At 65.4% G+C, this 14,431-nt stretch carries 15 protein-coding genes and 1 pseudogene; 11 read left to right on the top strand and 5 right to left on the bottom strand.

The annotated features are described in order from the left end of the window. Positions 1 to 28 precede the first annotated feature (28 nt). The 4 genes from GCT19_RS18465 (at position 29) to GCT19_RS18480 (ending at position 3,594) form a co-directional block, all read left to right on the top strand. Complete coding sequence (locus GCT19_RS18465; RefSeq protein ID WP_013091782.1) at positions 29 to 874, top strand: CheR family methyltransferase; 846 nt, start codon at positions 29 to 31, stop codon at positions 872 to 874. Between the two features lie 37 nt (positions 875 to 911). Beyond that, positions 912 to 1,529, top strand: a complete 618-nt coding sequence (locus GCT19_RS18470; RefSeq protein ID WP_152852723.1) for a chemotaxis protein CheB — start codon at positions 912 to 914, stop codon at positions 1,527 to 1,529. 9 nt (positions 1,530 to 1,538) lie between these two features. After that, a complete protein-coding gene (locus GCT19_RS18475; RefSeq protein ID WP_152852724.1) occupies positions 1,539 to 2,666 on the top strand; it encodes a hybrid sensor histidine kinase/response regulator in 1,128 nt (375 codons plus the stop codon). A gap of 103 nt (positions 2,667 to 2,769) precedes the next feature. Further along, positions 2,770 to 3,594, top strand: a complete 825-nt coding sequence (locus tag GCT19_RS18480) for a helix-turn-helix transcriptional regulator (protein WP_152852725.1) — start codon at positions 2,770 to 2,772, stop codon at positions 3,592 to 3,594. 24 nt (positions 3,595 to 3,618) lie between these two features. Here GCT19_RS18480 and GCT19_RS18485 read toward each other — a convergent pair whose 3' ends face one another. After that, positions 3,619 to 4,560, bottom strand: a complete 942-nt coding sequence (locus GCT19_RS18485) for a LysR family transcriptional regulator (RefSeq protein ID WP_026229205.1) — start codon at positions 4,558 to 4,560, stop codon at positions 3,619 to 3,621. 190 nt (positions 4,561 to 4,750) lie between these two features. Between GCT19_RS18485 and GCT19_RS18490 the strand changes: the two genes are divergently transcribed. The 5 genes from GCT19_RS18490 to GCT19_RS18510 all read left to right on the top strand — a co-directional run bounded on the left by GCT19_RS18490 (position 4,751) and on the right by GCT19_RS18510 (position 8,662). Beyond that, entirely contained in the window at positions 4,751 to 5,950 is a 1,200-nt protein-coding gene (locus GCT19_RS18490; RefSeq protein ID WP_018438145.1) for an amino acid aminotransferase, read from the top strand. Between the two features lie 96 nt (positions 5,951 to 6,046). Further along, complete coding sequence (locus tag GCT19_RS18495) at positions 6,047 to 6,841, top strand: class II aldolase/adducin family protein (RefSeq protein WP_152852726.1); 795 nt, start codon at positions 6,047 to 6,049, stop codon at positions 6,839 to 6,841. Positions 6,842 to 6,912: 71 nt separating this feature from the next. Continuing rightward, positions 6,913 to 7,896: a 2-dehydropantoate 2-reductase gene (locus tag GCT19_RS18500; protein ID WP_152852727.1), complete on the top strand. Its 984-nt coding sequence runs from the start codon at positions 6,913 to 6,915 to the stop codon at positions 7,894 to 7,896. A gap of 203 nt (positions 7,897 to 8,099) precedes the next feature. Further along, on the top strand, positions 8,100 to 8,381 hold the full coding sequence (locus GCT19_RS18505) for a hypothetical protein (protein ID WP_013091774.1): 282 nt from the start codon (positions 8,100 to 8,102) through the stop codon (positions 8,379 to 8,381). Positions 8,382 to 8,434: 53 nt separating this feature from the next. Further along, on the top strand, positions 8,435 to 8,662 hold the full coding sequence (locus GCT19_RS18510) for a hypothetical protein (RefSeq protein WP_152852728.1): 228 nt from the start codon (positions 8,435 to 8,437) through the stop codon (positions 8,660 to 8,662). A gap of 32 nt (positions 8,663 to 8,694) precedes the next feature. Here GCT19_RS18510 and GCT19_RS18515 read toward each other — a convergent pair whose 3' ends face one another. The 3 genes from GCT19_RS18515 to pdxR form a co-directional block, all read right to left on the bottom strand. Then, a complete protein-coding gene (locus tag GCT19_RS18515; RefSeq protein ID WP_152852729.1) occupies positions 8,695 to 8,892 on the bottom strand; it encodes a hypothetical protein in 198 nt (65 codons plus the stop codon). Positions 8,893 to 8,914: 22 nt separating this feature from the next. Beyond that, positions 8,915 to 10,651: an FAD-dependent oxidoreductase gene (locus tag GCT19_RS18520; protein WP_152852730.1), complete on the bottom strand. Its 1,737-nt coding sequence runs from the start codon at positions 10,649 to 10,651 to the stop codon at positions 8,915 to 8,917. Between the two features lie 125 nt (positions 10,652 to 10,776). Beyond that, positions 10,777 to 12,303, bottom strand: a complete 1,527-nt coding sequence (gene pdxR, locus GCT19_RS18525) for a MocR-like pyridoxine biosynthesis transcription factor PdxR (RefSeq protein WP_018438139.1) — start codon at positions 12,301 to 12,303, stop codon at positions 10,777 to 10,779. 183 nt (positions 12,304 to 12,486) lie between these two features. On the opposite strand from pdxR, the gene GCT19_RS18530 reads away from it, so the two are divergent. Beyond that, on the top strand, positions 12,487 to 13,239 hold the full coding sequence (locus tag GCT19_RS18530; protein ID WP_018438138.1) for an SDR family oxidoreductase: 753 nt from the start codon (positions 12,487 to 12,489) through the stop codon (positions 13,237 to 13,239). Between the two features lie 107 nt (positions 13,240 to 13,346). Beyond that, positions 13,347 to 13,592: pseudogene (locus GCT19_RS18535) on the top strand (SDR family oxidoreductase); the annotation flags it as partial. Between the two features lie 85 nt (positions 13,593 to 13,677). Here the strand turns inward: GCT19_RS18535 and GCT19_RS18540 are convergent. Continuing rightward, positions 13,678 to 14,319 carry a GntR family transcriptional regulator gene (locus GCT19_RS18540; RefSeq protein WP_018438136.1) on the bottom strand — a complete coding sequence of 214 codons (642 nt, stop codon included), beginning with the start codon at positions 14,317 to 14,319 and terminating at the stop codon, positions 13,678 to 13,680. Between the last annotated feature and the right edge of the window lie 112 nt (positions 14,320 to 14,431).

Here is a 14,431-nt window from a genome sequence, read left to right on the forward strand (position 1 = left end):
GAGCGCAAGCACACAAGCGAGAAACGCGATGAAACCGTCCGCATCTGACGTACCGCAGCGCCTCAGCGATTTCGACATCGAGCTGCGGCTGTTGCTCGAAGCGATCTATCTGAAGTATCAGCACGACTTTCGCCACTACGCGATGTCGTCGCTGCGCCGCCGCCTCACGCAGGCGCTCGACGAATTCAACGTGGAGACGCTGTCGCAACTGCAGGACCGCATCATGCGCGACGGCAACGAGTTTTCGCGGCTGTTCCGGTACCTGACGGTGCAGGTCAGCGACATGTTTCGCGATCCGTCGTATTTCCTCGCGCTGCGCGAACACGTGCTGCCGCGTCTGCGCACCTATCCGTCGATCAAGGTGTGGGTCGCCGGATGCAGCACCGGCGAGGAGCTGTGGTCGCTGAAGATCCTGTTCGACGAGGAGGGCCTCACCGAACGCACGCTGTTCTATGCGACCGACATCAACCCCGATGCGCTCGCGCGCGCGGAGGCGGGCATCTATGCGCTCGAACGCATCCAGGGCTTCACGCAGAACTATCTGGCGGCGGGCGGCACGCGTTCGCTGTCGGACTACTATCATGCAGCGTATGGCGGCGCGCGCTTTGCCGGCTCGCTGAAAGAGCGCGTGGTGTTCGCCGATCACAGCCTGTCCACCGATGAAGTGTTCCTCGAAGCGCACCTGGTGTCGTGCCGCAACGTGCTGATCTATTTCGATCGCGGCTTGCAGGATCGCGCGTTGGGATTGTTCGAGAACGCGCTGGTGCGCCGCGGCTTTCTCGGCCTGGGCAGCAAGGAAAGCCTGCGGTTTTCGCGTCACTACCCGGCGTTCGACGAGTTCCGCGCGGCCGAACGCATTTATCAGAAGCGTTAGCGAGGTCGCGATGCCATCCCCGAACGTTGAACCTGCGATGACTCCGACCGCCGATGCCGGCGGCGCCGCGCGCACGCACGCGCCGCGCGGTTACGAGCTGGTCGTGATCGGCGGGTCGGCGGGCGGCGTCGAAGTGCTCAACGTGCTGCTCGCCGCGTTGCCCGCGCGCTTCGGCGCGGCCGTGATGATCGTCACGCATCTGCCGCCCGATTCGCCGAGCTACCTGGTGCCGGCGCTCGCGCATCGCTGCGCGCTGCCGGTGCTCGAACCCGATGCGGGCGAACTGATCCTGCGCGGCCGCGTACACGTCGCGCCGCCCGGCTATCACATGCTCGTCGAAGTGGACCGCACGGTCGCGCTGTCGACCGATGCGGCGGTGCGCTTCTCGCGGCCGTCGATCGACGTGCTGTTCGAATCGGCAGCCGCGGTGTACGGCGAGCGGCTGCTCGCGATCCTGCTGTCCGGCGCCAACGACGACGGCGCGCTCGGCCTCGAATGCGTGCGCGCGCTGGGCGGCACCGCATGGGTGCAGGACCCCGCCAGCGCCGGTTCGGCGGAAATGCCGCGCGCGGCGATCGAGCGTGGCGCGGCCGATGCGATCTTCAACCCCAAAACCCTGGCGAAGCGCCTTGCCGCGCTGCCGACATCCCTCTAATCCGATGCCATGACGAACTCACCTGTGAACATCCTGATCGTCGACGACATCGTCCACAACATCACCGCGCTCGAAGCATTGCTCGCGCGTCCCGACGTCGCGGTGCTGGTCGCCGACTCCGGCACCGCCGCGCTCGATCTGCTGCTCAAGCACGAAGTCGCGCTGGCGATTCTCGACGTCAACATGCCCGGCATGAACGGCTTCGAGCTGGCTGCGCTGATGCGCGGCAGCCCGCGCACCTCGCACGTACCGATCATCTTCCTGACCGCGACCGCGCAGGACGCGTCGCGCACGTTCCGCGGCTACGAGGCGGGCGCGGTCGACTTCCTTTACAAGCCGTTCGACCCGCGCATTCTGCAGTCGAAGGTCGACGTGTTCGTGCAACTGGAGCAGCAAAAGCGCCAGCTCGCCGCGCAACTGGTAACCACGCGCCAGATGCTCGAAGCGAACGAAATGCTGATGGCGGTGCTCAGTCACGACCTGCGCACGCCGCTCGGCGCGGTGCTGGCGTCGGCGGAGTACCTGATGCGCACGGCCGCCGACGAACAGGCCGCGACCGTCGCGGCGCGCGTGAAGAACAGCTCGCTGCGCATGGCGCGGATGGTCGATCAGCTGCTGAACCTCGCGCGCCTGCAAGGCGGACGTCTGCCGTTGCAGCCGCGCTCGATCGAACTGGCGACGCTGTGCCGCTCGGTGATCGACGAATTCGCATCGCAAAAGAGCGGCAAGCAGATCGTGTTCACCTGCACCGGCAATACGGCCGGCGCGTGGGATACCGATCTCGTGTGGCAGGCGGTATCGAATCTGGTCAGCAATGCGCTGCATCATGGCGCGCCGGAGGGCGATATCGGCGTGGAGGTCGATGGCGAGGCCGAGGATTGCGTGCGCCTGAAGGTGTCCAATCGCGGCACGATTCCGGCCGACGTGTTTCCGCATCTGTTCAAGGCGTTCGTGTCGAACGGCAACGGCGCGCGCTCGCGCGAAGGGCTCGGGCTCGGTCTGCATATCGTGCAGGAGATCGCGCGCATGCATGGCGGCGACGTCAGCGTCGTATCCAGCGACGAGGCCGGCACGACGTTTACGATCGAATTGCCGAGGGTGGTGGCGTTGCAGCGGGGGTCGTTTACCCGGCGATAAGGCGTCGCTGACGCGTCGATCACGCCGGCACACCTGCGCCGCATGCCCGCTGTGCTACGCTTGCCGCAACCCAATCCACGCAGCGCAAGCACGAGTCCCCATCATGCGTTCCTGGCGCCTCGCATCACCGCAGCGCAGCGGTCAGATCAGCACCGCGCGCGCCACCGACCTCGTCATGGCGATCTCCGACCCGGATGCCGACGCGCTCGCCGCGAGCATTCTGCAGACGGTTGGCGAGTCGTTGTCGCTGCCGGTCTCGCAGTGCACGATCTTCGCGTATGAGTTCGACGCGCGGCCGCGTACGGTGTCGGCGGCAGATCATCGCGGCGGGCGTTTTCTGCGCGACGTCGCCGAACGCTACGCCGCGCATTTTTATGCGCTGGACGGCAATCGCGCGATCATCGGCCAGACCCACGACAGGCGGCGCAGCGCTTCACGCGATGCGCTGGTGCTGCATCAGCAGCGCGGCGACGAAATCGAAAACGACGCGTATCGCGCGGCCTGCTACGCGCAGCCGAACGTATCGGACCGGCTGTCGTTGCTGGTGCAGCCCGCGGATAGCGTGTGGCTGTCGATCAACCTGTACCGCGACGGCGCGTACGGCGTGTTCGCCCCCGGAGATCTGCAGCGGATCGAGAGCGTCGCGCCGCTGTTCGCGCATGCGGCGAAGGGCCATTACGCGCTGAACGGGCAGCATCAGCAGGGTAGCGGCGCGGCGATGCTCGCGCGCGTGCGGCGCGCATGTCCGACGCTGACGCCGCGCGAGCTCGACGCGTTGCGTGGCACGCTCGAAGGCGCGAGCGCCGCCGAGATTGCCGCGCAGATGGGGGTGAAGCCGGCGAGCGTCGTCACGTATCAGAAGCGCGCGTATGCGCGGCTGGGGATTTCGAATCAGCGGCAACTGTTCGCGCTGTGTATGCAGCCTTAGCTGCGCGATGCGTCGCATCGCGCTTCAACTCCGCTTGCCCCGCGCCTCGGCCTGCGTCTCCCGATCCCAGCGTTTCAACCACGGCATCACGAAATCCGCGAAACCATCGGCCGATGGGGACAGCGCCCGTTCGGTCGACCGGTACACGCACACCTCGCGAATCGTTTCGGGATCGACGATGCGCTTCATCACGAGCCCGAACGTGCGCGCGAGCGGCGCCACATAGGCCGGCGCGAGCGTGACCGCCAGCCCTTGCGCGGCGAGGCCGAACGCGGTGGTCACGTTATCGACGACATCGACCGGAATGATGCGCGCCTCGACCGGCAGATTGGCGCGCATCTGATCGACCGCGCGTTCGTGGTCGCGGCCGGTCGCGACGATCGGCACGTCGCGCAGATGCTGCCATTGCACGCGGCGGCGAGCGGCGAGCGGATGCGCGGCCGCGCACCACATGACCCACGGACTCGCGAACGCGGCCTCGCAACGCACGCGCGGCCCGCTTTGCCGGTTCGGGCCGATCGCGAGATCGATGTCGCCGCTCTCGACGCGCTCCACCAGTTGTTCGACCACGGTATCGCAGACCCGCACGACCACCTTCGGCTTGTCGCGCGCGTATTCGGCGATCGCCGCGGGCAGCGCCGTCGATGCGATCACGAGCGGCGCGCCGACCCGCACGATGCCGGCCGCGCGATTGCGGATGTCGTCGGCGGACTGGGCGGCCGCGCGCACGTGGCGCAGCACCGATTCGGCCGACGCCAGAAAGTCCTGCCCCGCGCTGGACAGCGCGACACGCCGCGTGGTGCGATCGAACAGCCGGAAGCCGAGCTCCGTTTCGAGTTCGGCAAGCAATTGGCTGACCGCCGACGAAGTCAGCCCGAGCCGCTCTGCCGCCGCGCCGATGCTGTGCAGATCGACGATGGCGAGGAACGCTTCGAATTGGCGGATCGTGACGCGGGTAAGAGGCATACGATCGATTCTAAAGAAAAACTTACGAATCGTGAAAAATCGATTGATTGTGCGCGGCGTGCCGACGATCGACACTCGTGCCGGTCGACTTAGCCCGGCGAACCCGCTTAGACTTGAGGTTTGCCCTGTCGTCCCGCGGCGCGGACGACCGCTACAACAGGCCTGCACAGGCCGCCTTCAAGGACCCGTCATGTTCGACCATATTCCCGCCTATCCGGGCGACCCGATTCTGAGCCTGAACGAAGATTTTCAGCTGGACCCCCGGCCGAACAAGGTCAACCTCAGCATCGGCATCTACTTCGACGACGCCGGCAAGCTACCGGTGATCGATGCAGTGCGCCGCGCCGAAACCGCGCTGCTCGACGCGATCGGCCCGCGCTCGTATCTGCCGATGGCGGGTCTGCCGCTCTATCGCGACACCGCGCAGGCGCTGGTGTTCGGCGCCGACAGCGCGGCGCGCGCCGAAGGCCGGATCGCGACGCTGCAAACGCTAGGCGGCTCGGGCGCGCTGAAGGTCGGCGCCGATTTCCTGAAGCGCTATTTCCCCGGCTCGCAGGTGTGGATTAGCGACCCGAGCTGGGAAAACCATCGCGTGATATTCGAAGGCGCGGGCCTGACGGTCAACACCTATCCGTACTACGACCCGCAAACGGGCGGCCTGCGTTTCGCCGAAATGCTCGCCGCGATCGACGTATTGCCGGAAAAGAGCGTCGTGCTGCTGCACGCTTGCTGCCATAACCCGACCGGCGTCGATCTGAGCCCGGCGCAATGGGCGGAACTGGTGCCGGTTTTGCAGCGCCGCAAGCTGATCGCGTTCGTCGACATGGCCTACCAGGGTTTCGGCGCGGGCCTCGAAGAAGACGCCGCTCCGGTGCGCCTGCTCGCCGACGCGAACGTGCCGCTGATCGTCGCGAACTCGTTCTCGAAGAATTTCTCGCTGTACGGCGAGCGCGTCGGCGCGCTGAGCGTGGTCTGCAAGAGCGCCGACGAAGCGGCGCGCGTGGCGGGCCAGCTGATGTCGGCGGTGCGCGCGAACTACAGCAATCCGCCCACGCACGGCGCGCGCCTCGTCGCCAACGTGCTCGCCGATGCGACGCTGCGCGCGTCGTGGCAAGCCGAGCTCGGCGCGATGCGCGAGCGCATTCTGGCGATGCGCAACGTGATCCACGCGGGGCTAGACGGACGCGTCGATGAAGTGATGCGCGCGCGCTATGTCGCGCAGCGCGGCATGTTCACGTACACGGGCCTGTCCGAAAGCCAGGTGGAGCGTCTGCGCAACGAATACGCGGTGTACGTGCTGCGCTCGGGCCGCATGTGCGTCGCCGGGCTGAACGCGCGCAACGCGGACTATGTCGCGTCGTCGATCGCGGCGGTGGTGTCGGGCGCCTGAAGCCGTCCGGCGGTCCAGCCGCTGTTGCAGCAAGAATGAATAGGTGGCGGCGCGTATGGCCGCGCCGTCACAACCACAATCATGGAGACACTGACGATGGCCACGACCCTCGAAGCGCAACCGGCGAGCCAGCCCAGATCGGCCGCGATGCATCCGGACGAATGGCAGGCGCGCGTGCAGCTCGCCGCGTGCTACCGGATCTTCGATCTGCTCGGCTGGACCGAGATGATCTACAACCACATCACGCTGCGCGTGCCCGAAACCGTCAGCGGCGTCGAGCGCCACTTCCTGATCAACCCGTTTGGGCTGCATTACAGCGAAGTCACCGCGAGCAATCTGGTGAAGATCGATGCGCAGGGGCGGGTGCTCGACGGCTCGCCTTATCCGGTGAATCCGGCCGGCTTCGTCGTGCATGCGGCGATTCACGAGGGCTTGCCCGACGCGCACTGCGTGATGCATACGCACACCACAGCGGGCGTCGCGGTGGCCTGTCTCGAAGAGGGCCTGCAGCAGACCAACTTCTATAGCGCGCAGTTGCACGACCGGATCGCGTATCACGACTTCGAAGGCATCACGATTCATGCGGAAGAGGGCCCGCGGCTGCTCGCGCACATCGGCGACAAGCAGGCGGTGATCCTGCGCAATCACGGTCTGCTATCGTGGGGCCGGACGTTGCCGCAGACCTTCGCGATTCTGTGGACGCTGAATCGCGCGTGCGAAATCCAGATGGCGACGTTTTCGATGGGCCGTGCGCGGCCGGTGCCGGAAGAGATCGCGATTCGCTGCTCGCGCGACGCGCTGCAGTTCGACCCGCGCCACGGCGCCGGGCAGGACGTGTTCGATGCGCTGGTGCGGCGGGTCGACCGGATCGATGCGAGCTACCGGCAATGATTGAAGCCACGCGTAAAAGAGCGCGACAATCAACGCTGCAATAACCACAGCAACAGGCAAGGATTCAGGCGATGAAAGTAGCGATCTATGGCGCCGGCTCGATCGGCGGCTGGATGGGAGTGAAGCTCGCGCAGGCCGGGAATCAGGTCAGCGTGGTGGCGCGCGGCGCGACGCTGGACGCGGTGCGCCAGCATGGTCTGCGGTTGATCGAAGGCGGCGTGATCTACGCCGAGCAGGTGAAGGCGAGCGACAAGCCGGCCGATCTCGGCGTGCAGGAGCTGGTCGTGATCGCGGTGAAGGGTCCGGCGATGGCGGCGGTGGCCGCGCATATCAAACCGCTGCTCGGCCCCGAGACGATCGTGCTGACGGCGATGAACGGCGTGCCGTGGTGGTTCTGCGACGGCCTCGGCGGCGAGCTCGCCGGCCAGCGCCTGAAGACGATCGATCCCGACGGCGCGATCGCCGCCGCGATCCCGGCCGCGCAGACGGTCGGCTGCGTCGTGCATGCCAGTTGCCTGATCGACGCACCCGGTGTGATCCGGCATCACCAGGGCAATGGCCTGATCGTCGGCGAGGCGTCGGGCAAGCCGAGCGAGCGTGTCGAACTGCTCGCCGCGCTGTTGCAAGCGGCGGGCTTCCATGCGACGGCCTCCGCGCAGATCCAGCGCGACGTGTGGTTCAAGCTATGGGGCAACATGACGATGAACCCGGTCAGCGCGATCACTGGCGCAACGACCGACCGGATCCTCGGCGACGAACTCGTGCGCGGCTTCGTCACGCACATCATGCTGGAGGCGAAGGAAATCGGCGCGCGCTTCGGCATCCCTATCGACCAGGCGCCCGATGACCGTCACACGGTCACGCTGAAGCTCGGCGCGATGAAGACGTCGATGCTGCAAGACGTGCAGGCGGGCAAGGCGGTCGAACTCGATGCGCTGGTCGGCGCGGTGCGTGAGCTTGGACAGCTGACGCGCGTGCCGACGCCTTATACGGATGCGTTGCTCGGGCTCGCGCGGCTGCATGCCAGTACGTTGGGCTTGTATCCGAAGCAATGAGGTAGTTGTCGTAACGCCTCCGGTTCTGAGAAGGAAGAAAAGCCGCGCGTTGATCGCGCGGCTTTTTTGTGGGAGTTCGCGGAGTACCGGGCTTCCTTCAAAACGCATCCAGCGTTGCCGTCCTCTAGTCAGCGGTGTAACGACCGCCACGGGCACACGGGCAATGTCGCGTCGCTGTGGCCGTCTGCAACTGGGAGACAGCGATGGGTATCAATGTAAATGGCCAACTGGTCGGCAGCGGCGTCGATCTCAATGCGGGCGACTCCGCGTTCTGGTGGGTGGGTCCGATGAACTACGGCGAAATCCTGTGGGCGGCAGCGATCCCGCTGTCGGGACTGCCGTGGGACAAGAACATCGAAGTCCGCAACCTTTCCAACGATTGCGACGCCGAAGGCAATCGCGTCGTGCTGCTGGAGGTGCATAACAAGAGCGCAACCGACTTTGCTTCCTACGGACTCTTCATTGCGTGGACCGACGCAATTTAAACCCGACAGCTGTGCATCCGTTCAATTCCATCGAACATGACGAGGAGTCCCCCATGAAGGTACATATCGAATACGATCAGCAAGGCAATATCAAAGCGATCGCCGTGCTGGCTAGCGGCGGCGAAAAGCGCGGGATGCTCAAGGCGAGCGCTGGCCACAGCATCGCGGAAGTCGATTTTCCCGACGGCAAACACCCCGGCGATCTCGATCATTTGAAGGAGATTCGCCAGCGCTATCGCGTCGAACCGCATGGCGGCAGTCATCGGCTCGCGGAAAAATAGTCGGCTCGCCACCGCCTCCAGGGAGGCGGTTTCTATTGCCCGCGCCAGGCCGCGACGGCGGCCGGCAGCTTCGCCGCTTCGATCAACGACAACGCGCGCCGCGGGTCGTCGAGTTCGGTCAGGCACAACAGCGCGAGGCGCGCCAGATACAGCGACGCCTGCGCTTCGCCTTCGTGGGTCAGCGTGTTGCACAGCGTCGTATAGACGAGGTCGAGATCGGAATCGGTCATGGTGTCGAGGGGTCCTTGCGCGTTAGGTCTGCTGTGTCAGCGTGGCATCGAGCGCGTGCCGCACGGCGGCCGCGCTGCCGTGGCGCCAGCGCGCCAGCACGTGGCCGTCGGGGCGGATCAGATAGACGGTGCCGGGCTGCGCGTCGAGCATGTCGTGGAGGCGGCCGGTCGGGTCGACCACGCGAGGGCCGTTTGCCGATTGCGCTTCGGCCGTGACGATATCGATCAGGCTGAATGGAATGCCCTGGCCGGCTAGCGTGCTTTGCAGTTGCTGCCACGCGTCACCGTCGTTCGCGTGGTCTGCATCGAAGCGCAGCGCCGTGAAGCACGGGCCGAGCAGATCGGTTAGATGAATGCCGACCCGTGCGCCATCTTGCGATTGTTTCAGCAGCCTGCATTCGGGCAGCACGGTGCCCGGCGCGGGGCCGCGATCGAACGCATCGGCCTTGTCGCCCGCGAAGTTCAGCGGTGATTGCCGATACGCGATCGCATGCGTCTGGCGCGGATTGATCAGCGGCCGCACCGCTGCATGCCGCTCGGCGAGCCCGAGCACGGCCGTGCGCAGCAGATCGAACGCGAAGGTCGGCGGCGCCATGAATTCGGTGCTTTTCATGCCGTAGCTCAGATTCTCGCGCGCCGCGTACACACGTTCGTCGCTATAGCTATCGAGCAGCGCTGGCGATGCACTGCCATTGATCACGCAGCCGAGCTTCCAGCCGAGATTGTCGGCGTCGTCGATGCCGGAGTTCGCGCCGCGCACGCCGAAGATGGGCACCAGATGCGCGGCGTCGCCCGCGAATAGCACGTTGCCATGCCGGTAGCGCTCGAGCGTCAGCGCATTGGCCTTGTAGATCGTGATCCAGATCGGCGACCACGCGCCGGTTTCGCCCATCGAGTCGAGCAGACTTTGCACGCGGGGGATCACATTCTCGGGCAGCACGGCGGCGTCGGGGTCTTCGTCGTCGCGCAACTGATAGTCGATGCGCCACACGTTGTCGGGCTGCTTGTGCACGAGCACCGTCGAGCCCGGATTCGACGGCGGATCGAAATAAGCGAGGCGTTCTGTCGCGCGCGTGCTGTCGAGATCGATATCGACGATCACGTAGCGGCCTTCGTAGGTCGTGCCGGTGAGTTTCAGCCCGAGCAGGTCGCGGATCGTGCTGCGTCCGCCGTCGCAGGCGACGGCCCACGCGGCGTCCATCTGCCAGTTCGTGCCTTGCGGATCGTCAGACTCGGCGCTGCGCAGCGTCAAGGTCGCGCCGCCTTGCGGCCGTTGCGCGAGGCCCGTCACACGCGTTTGCCAACGCATGTCGATCAGATCGGCGTGCCGTTCGATCTCGTCGAGCAGCAACTGCTCGATCTGATACTGCGCGATATTGATCATCGGCGGCAGCGATTGCTCGTCGTCCTGATGCATCGCGAAGCGAAACACCTCGGTGTCGCGATAGAAGCTGCGCCCGCCGGTCCACGCCAGCCCCTTTTGCAGAAACCCCTCGACGACGCCGAGCCGCTTGAAGATTTCGAGACTGCGCCGCGAGATGCAGATCGCGCGGCTGCCGGTGCAGACGCTGTCGTCGGCCTCGATCAGCACCGAGCGCACGCCCTGGCGCGCGAGCGCAAGCGCGAGCGTCATGCCGACCGGGCCGCCGCCGACGATCGCGACGGCGCGCGTTTGTGGATCGCGTCCGTCGACGAGCGGCGGCACCGCGGCCGGATAACGGCGCGGCGCGAACGGGTAGGGCTTGAACGGGCGGGCCATGCGTGTCTCCAGGTTGCTTGCGTTATCGGTGCAGTATGCGTCGGCGTGCGCGCGCGGCTGTCCTCATTTTGGGTACAACGCCGCGCCGCATGACGAGTGGTAGGGATCTGGACCTTCGCTCCTCGTTAGCCGTCCAGACACGCGCGCAAGGTCCGCGCGAGGCGGCCCGCTTCGGCTGCATTGGCGATGTTGGCGAAGCCCATCACAAGGCCGCGCGGCGTGCGACGCGTGCGGCCATTCGCGTACCAGATAGAAAGCGGGAGAACCGCGAGCCCCGCTTCGCGGGCGCGCGCCGCAAACGCGACATCGTCGACCGGGCCATCAGGGCCCTCGGCGAACTGTGCCGCGAACTGGATTCCCCCTGGCGGCAATTCGACGCTCAGCCGTTCGCCGAACGCCTGCTCCAGCGCGCGCACGAGCAGCACGCGCCGCTCCGCATATAACGCACGCATGCGCTTCAGATGTCGCGCAAAATGCCCGCGCTCGATGAAGTCGGCCAAAGCGGCCTGCAACAAGGTTGGCGATCCGGCGTTCATGCTGCGCGCGACCCGCCCGACACGCTCGACGGCCCGCTCCGGCACCACCGCATACGCGAGCCGCAAGCCGGGAAACATCACCTTGCTGAACGTGCCGCAGTAGATCACGTGATCGTGACGGTCGAGGCTCTTCAATGCCGGCAACGGCCGGCCCAGATAGCGAAACTCGCTGTCGTAATCGTCTTCGACGATCCAGCTGGACGCTTGCTCTGCCCAACCCAGCAACGCCATGCGTCGGGAGAGCGATAACGTGTGCCCGAGCGGGCTCTGGTGCGACGGCGTGACCAGCGCGAAGCGCGCCTGCGCATCCAGCCGTGTGCCGTGTTCGACGTCGAGCCCTTCTTTGTCCACCGGCACTGCGATGAGCTGTACGCCGGTTTCGGCGAGAAAGCCGCGCGCGAGCAGATAGCCCGGATCTTCGTACCACACGCTGTCGTTCGGGCTGGCGAGACTGCGCAACACCAGTTCGAGCGTCGCACGGTAGCCGCTCGTCACGAACACCTGGTCCGGCAGGCAGGTCACCCCGCGCGACAGCCCGAGATACGTGGCGATGTGTTCGCGCAGCGGCCGGTAGCCGGCAGGGTCTGGGTACGCGAGCATCGCGCGCTCGCCGCTGCGCGCGCGATGCGAAACGAGACGATTCCAAACCTTGACCGGAAATGCGTCGAGCGCGGGCAGGCCGGGCTGCAACGGCCGGGGCTCGCCGCTCATGGCGGTGGCAATGGCGAGCTGGCGCGGCGCCGGTTGAGCGCCGTGCGATTCGCCTGGCGTCTGAACTGCGCTCGCCGCTTCAGCGCTTTGCGTGCCGTTCGAACCCCTTGCGCTCTGCGTGTCCGTGCGCGTCACCGAAGCCGGCAGCGAGGGCGACACGAACGTGCCAGCCGCACCGCGCATCTGGAGGTAGCCTTCGTCGACGAGGATCGTATACGCCAGTTCAACCGTGCCGCGCGCCGTGTTCAGTTGCGTAGCGAGGCTGCGCAACGCGGGCACGCGATCGCCCGGACGCAGATGCCCTGCGGCGATCGCGGTTCGGAAGCGCGCGCAAATCTGCAGGTAGATCGGTAACTCGAGCTGCCGATCGATATCGACGGTGAATGCGGTAGAAGGCACGCTCATGACTGTCTCGCCGGCAAGCAGCCCGGAATCAGGATGTCCTGGTCCATTGAACATTTCTTGGCACTTTTCGATGGTTCATGATCTTCCCACAATGACCTCACACGATGCGACGGCGGCGAGGGCTTTCCCCGATGAAACGGCCGCCAGCCGTCCGCTAACTGACTGTTACCTGGAGGATGTGCCATGAAGATCGTCGTAATCGGTGGTTCCGGCCTGATCGGCTCGCGTGTCGTCACGCTGCTTGGCGAGGCGGGGCACGAGGCAATTGCTGCGTCGCCCCGTACCGGTGTGAACGCCGTGACGGGGGAAGGGCTGAGCAACGCGCTAGCGGGCGCGGACGTCGTAGTGGATGTGGCGAACGCGCCTTCCTGGGAGCCGCAGGCGGTGCTCGACTTTTTCCGCACCTCGACGCGCAACCTCGGCAAAGCTGAAGTAGCAGCAGGGGTACGCCATCATGTCGCGCTCTCGATCGTCGGCTGCGAGCGCACGCCGGAAAACGCGTATTTCGTTGCCAAGGTCGCGCAGGAAGAGGCAATCGAAGCGGCGGGCGTGCCCTACACGATCGTGCGCGCGACCCAGTTCATGGAATTCATCGGCGCGATTGCCGATGCCGGCACAGAAGGCGGGACGGTGCGCATTGGGGACGGACTGTTCCAGCCGATAGCGGCGGATGACGTCGCAGCGATCCTCGCGCAGGTCGCTCTCGCCGCACCACTGAACGGCACGGTGGACATCGCGGGCCCGGACCGTGAACCGTTCGCCGCGATCGTCAGACGTTATTTGAAATCTGTCGGCGATCCGCGCCCTGTTGTGACGGATCAGGATGCGCGCTACTACGGCGGCCGCGTCGAGGAACAGTCGCTGGTGCCGCTTGGCGACGCGCGGATTGGCCGCGTAAGTCTGGACCAGTGGCTGGCGCAATCTGACAAGGCGTGATGTCAGGTCGATGCGAAACCTGAATCAGCCTGTCTGCGTTTTCCTTGATGGTCGCTATCGACTCGGCTGGCGTTGAAGTCGAGCGAGAAATTTTCTGGGCAAAGCATGCTGTCACGAAGTCGCTGGCGATCGAGTACGCGATTGGGGGTATCCGCGTGAATGCCGTCGCGCCGGGGATCATCAAGTCGCCGATGCACGCGCCGGAAACCCATCAGGCGCTGGGCGCTTTTCATCCGCTGGGGCGCATGGGGGAGATGAGCGATATCGCCGACGCGATTCCCTTCCTTGATTCCGCACCGTTCGTCACGGGCGAAATTCTGCACGTCGACGACGGTCAGAGCGCCGGTCGCTAGCCTTCCGAGGGCACCGTAAGGCGGTGTCCTCGTTCAATGTCTGCGCACACGACGTCCAGGCCAATACGGGCTTCACAGACCTTCACTACTCGTTGCCATTTGCGGTCTCGAGCACTTTCATCACTTCCGCGGCGGTGTGTTCCGAATGTTCGCGCAGCAAGCGGGCGAGGCATGCTCCATCGCGTCTGGATAGCGCGTCCAGTATTTCACTGTGTTCGCCGAGCGACTCGGCCCAGCGCAGCACATCAGCATTAGCCGCACCTCTCGCACGGTGAATCTTGCTCATCAACGATGCGTACATGTCAGATAACACCGGATTGCCGGCGACGTCGACGATGTGCTGATGCACTTTCTGGTTGGCGCGGTAGTAGGCGGTGCGCTTGCCTTCGCGGTGGTACGTCTCCATGGTGCGATGGCGCTCCATCAGCACCTTCATCTGCTTGTCGTCGATGCGCTGCGCAGCGAGTCGTCCGGCCGTTTCCTCCAATCCATGCAGCACTTCGAAGATGGCAGCAATCTCGGCCTTGTTGATCGGTGCGACCTGAAAGCCCATGTGCTGCCGGTGGGTCACATACCCCTCAGTCACGAGCGTTTTGAGCGCCTCGCGTACCGGCGTCCTGGAGATGTCGAACTGCTCGCACAGCGCTTTCTCGTCGATATGCTCCCCAGGCGCCAATTCACCTTCGAGAATCATCTCGCGCAATCGCTCCGCGATCGCCGCGTACATACCCGTGCCGCGCAGGCTGACGCGCTTGCGTGTATCAGCCGGTAGTGAATTCATGTCCATGTCGCCTGTTTCCGTTTTTGCATCCTCGGTCTTCGCTTAATTGTCTTACAGC

It is taken from the genome of Paraburkholderia atlantica, assembly GCF_009362785.1.
In the GTDB taxonomy this organism is placed as follows: Bacteria; Pseudomonadota; Gammaproteobacteria; order Burkholderiales; family Burkholderiaceae; genus Paraburkholderia; species Paraburkholderia atlantica.

Coding starts and splice junctions, on each gene's coding strand:
- GCT19_RS18500 (WP_152852727.1), top strand. CDS start 6,913: ATGAAAGTAGCGATCTATGGCGCCGGCTCGATCGGCGGCTGGATGGGA.
- GCT19_RS18465 (WP_013091782.1), top strand. CDS start 29: ATGAAACCGTCCGCATCTGACGTACCGCAGCGCCTCAGCGATTTCGAC.
- GCT19_RS18485 (WP_026229205.1), bottom strand. CDS start 4,560: ATGCCTCTTACCCGCGTCACGATCCGCCAATTCGAAGCGTTCCTCGCC.
- GCT19_RS18515 (WP_152852729.1), bottom strand. CDS start 8,892: ATGACCGATTCCGATCTCGACCTCGTCTATACGACGCTGTGCAACACG.
- GCT19_RS18470 (WP_152852723.1), top strand. CDS start 912: ATGACTCCGACCGCCGATGCCGGCGGCGCCGCGCGCACGCACGCGCCG.
- GCT19_RS18480 (WP_152852725.1), top strand. CDS start 2,770: ATGCGTTCCTGGCGCCTCGCATCACCGCAGCGCAGCGGTCAGATCAGC.
- GCT19_RS18475 (WP_152852724.1), top strand. CDS start 1,539: ATGACGAACTCACCTGTGAACATCCTGATCGTCGACGACATCGTCCAC.
- pdxR (WP_018438139.1), bottom strand. CDS start 12,303: ATGAGCGTGCCTTCTACCGCATTCACCGTCGATATCGATCGGCAGCTC.
- GCT19_RS18510 (WP_152852728.1), top strand. CDS start 8,435: ATGAAGGTACATATCGAATACGATCAGCAAGGCAATATCAAAGCGATC.
- GCT19_RS18530 (WP_018438138.1), top strand. CDS start 12,487: ATGAAGATCGTCGTAATCGGTGGTTCCGGCCTGATCGGCTCGCGTGTC.
- GCT19_RS18520 (WP_152852730.1), bottom strand. CDS start 10,651: ATGGCCCGCCCGTTCAAGCCCTACCCGTTCGCGCCGCGCCGTTATCCG.
- GCT19_RS18505 (WP_013091774.1), top strand. CDS start 8,100: ATGGGTATCAATGTAAATGGCCAACTGGTCGGCAGCGGCGTCGATCTC.
- GCT19_RS18540 (WP_018438136.1), bottom strand. CDS start 14,319: ATGTACGCGGCGATCGCGGAGCGATTGCGCGAGATGATTCTCGAAGGT.
- GCT19_RS18490 (WP_018438145.1), top strand. CDS start 4,751: ATGTTCGACCATATTCCCGCCTATCCGGGCGACCCGATTCTGAGCCTG.
- GCT19_RS18495 (WP_152852726.1), top strand. CDS start 6,047: ATGGCCACGACCCTCGAAGCGCAACCGGCGAGCCAGCCCAGATCGGCC.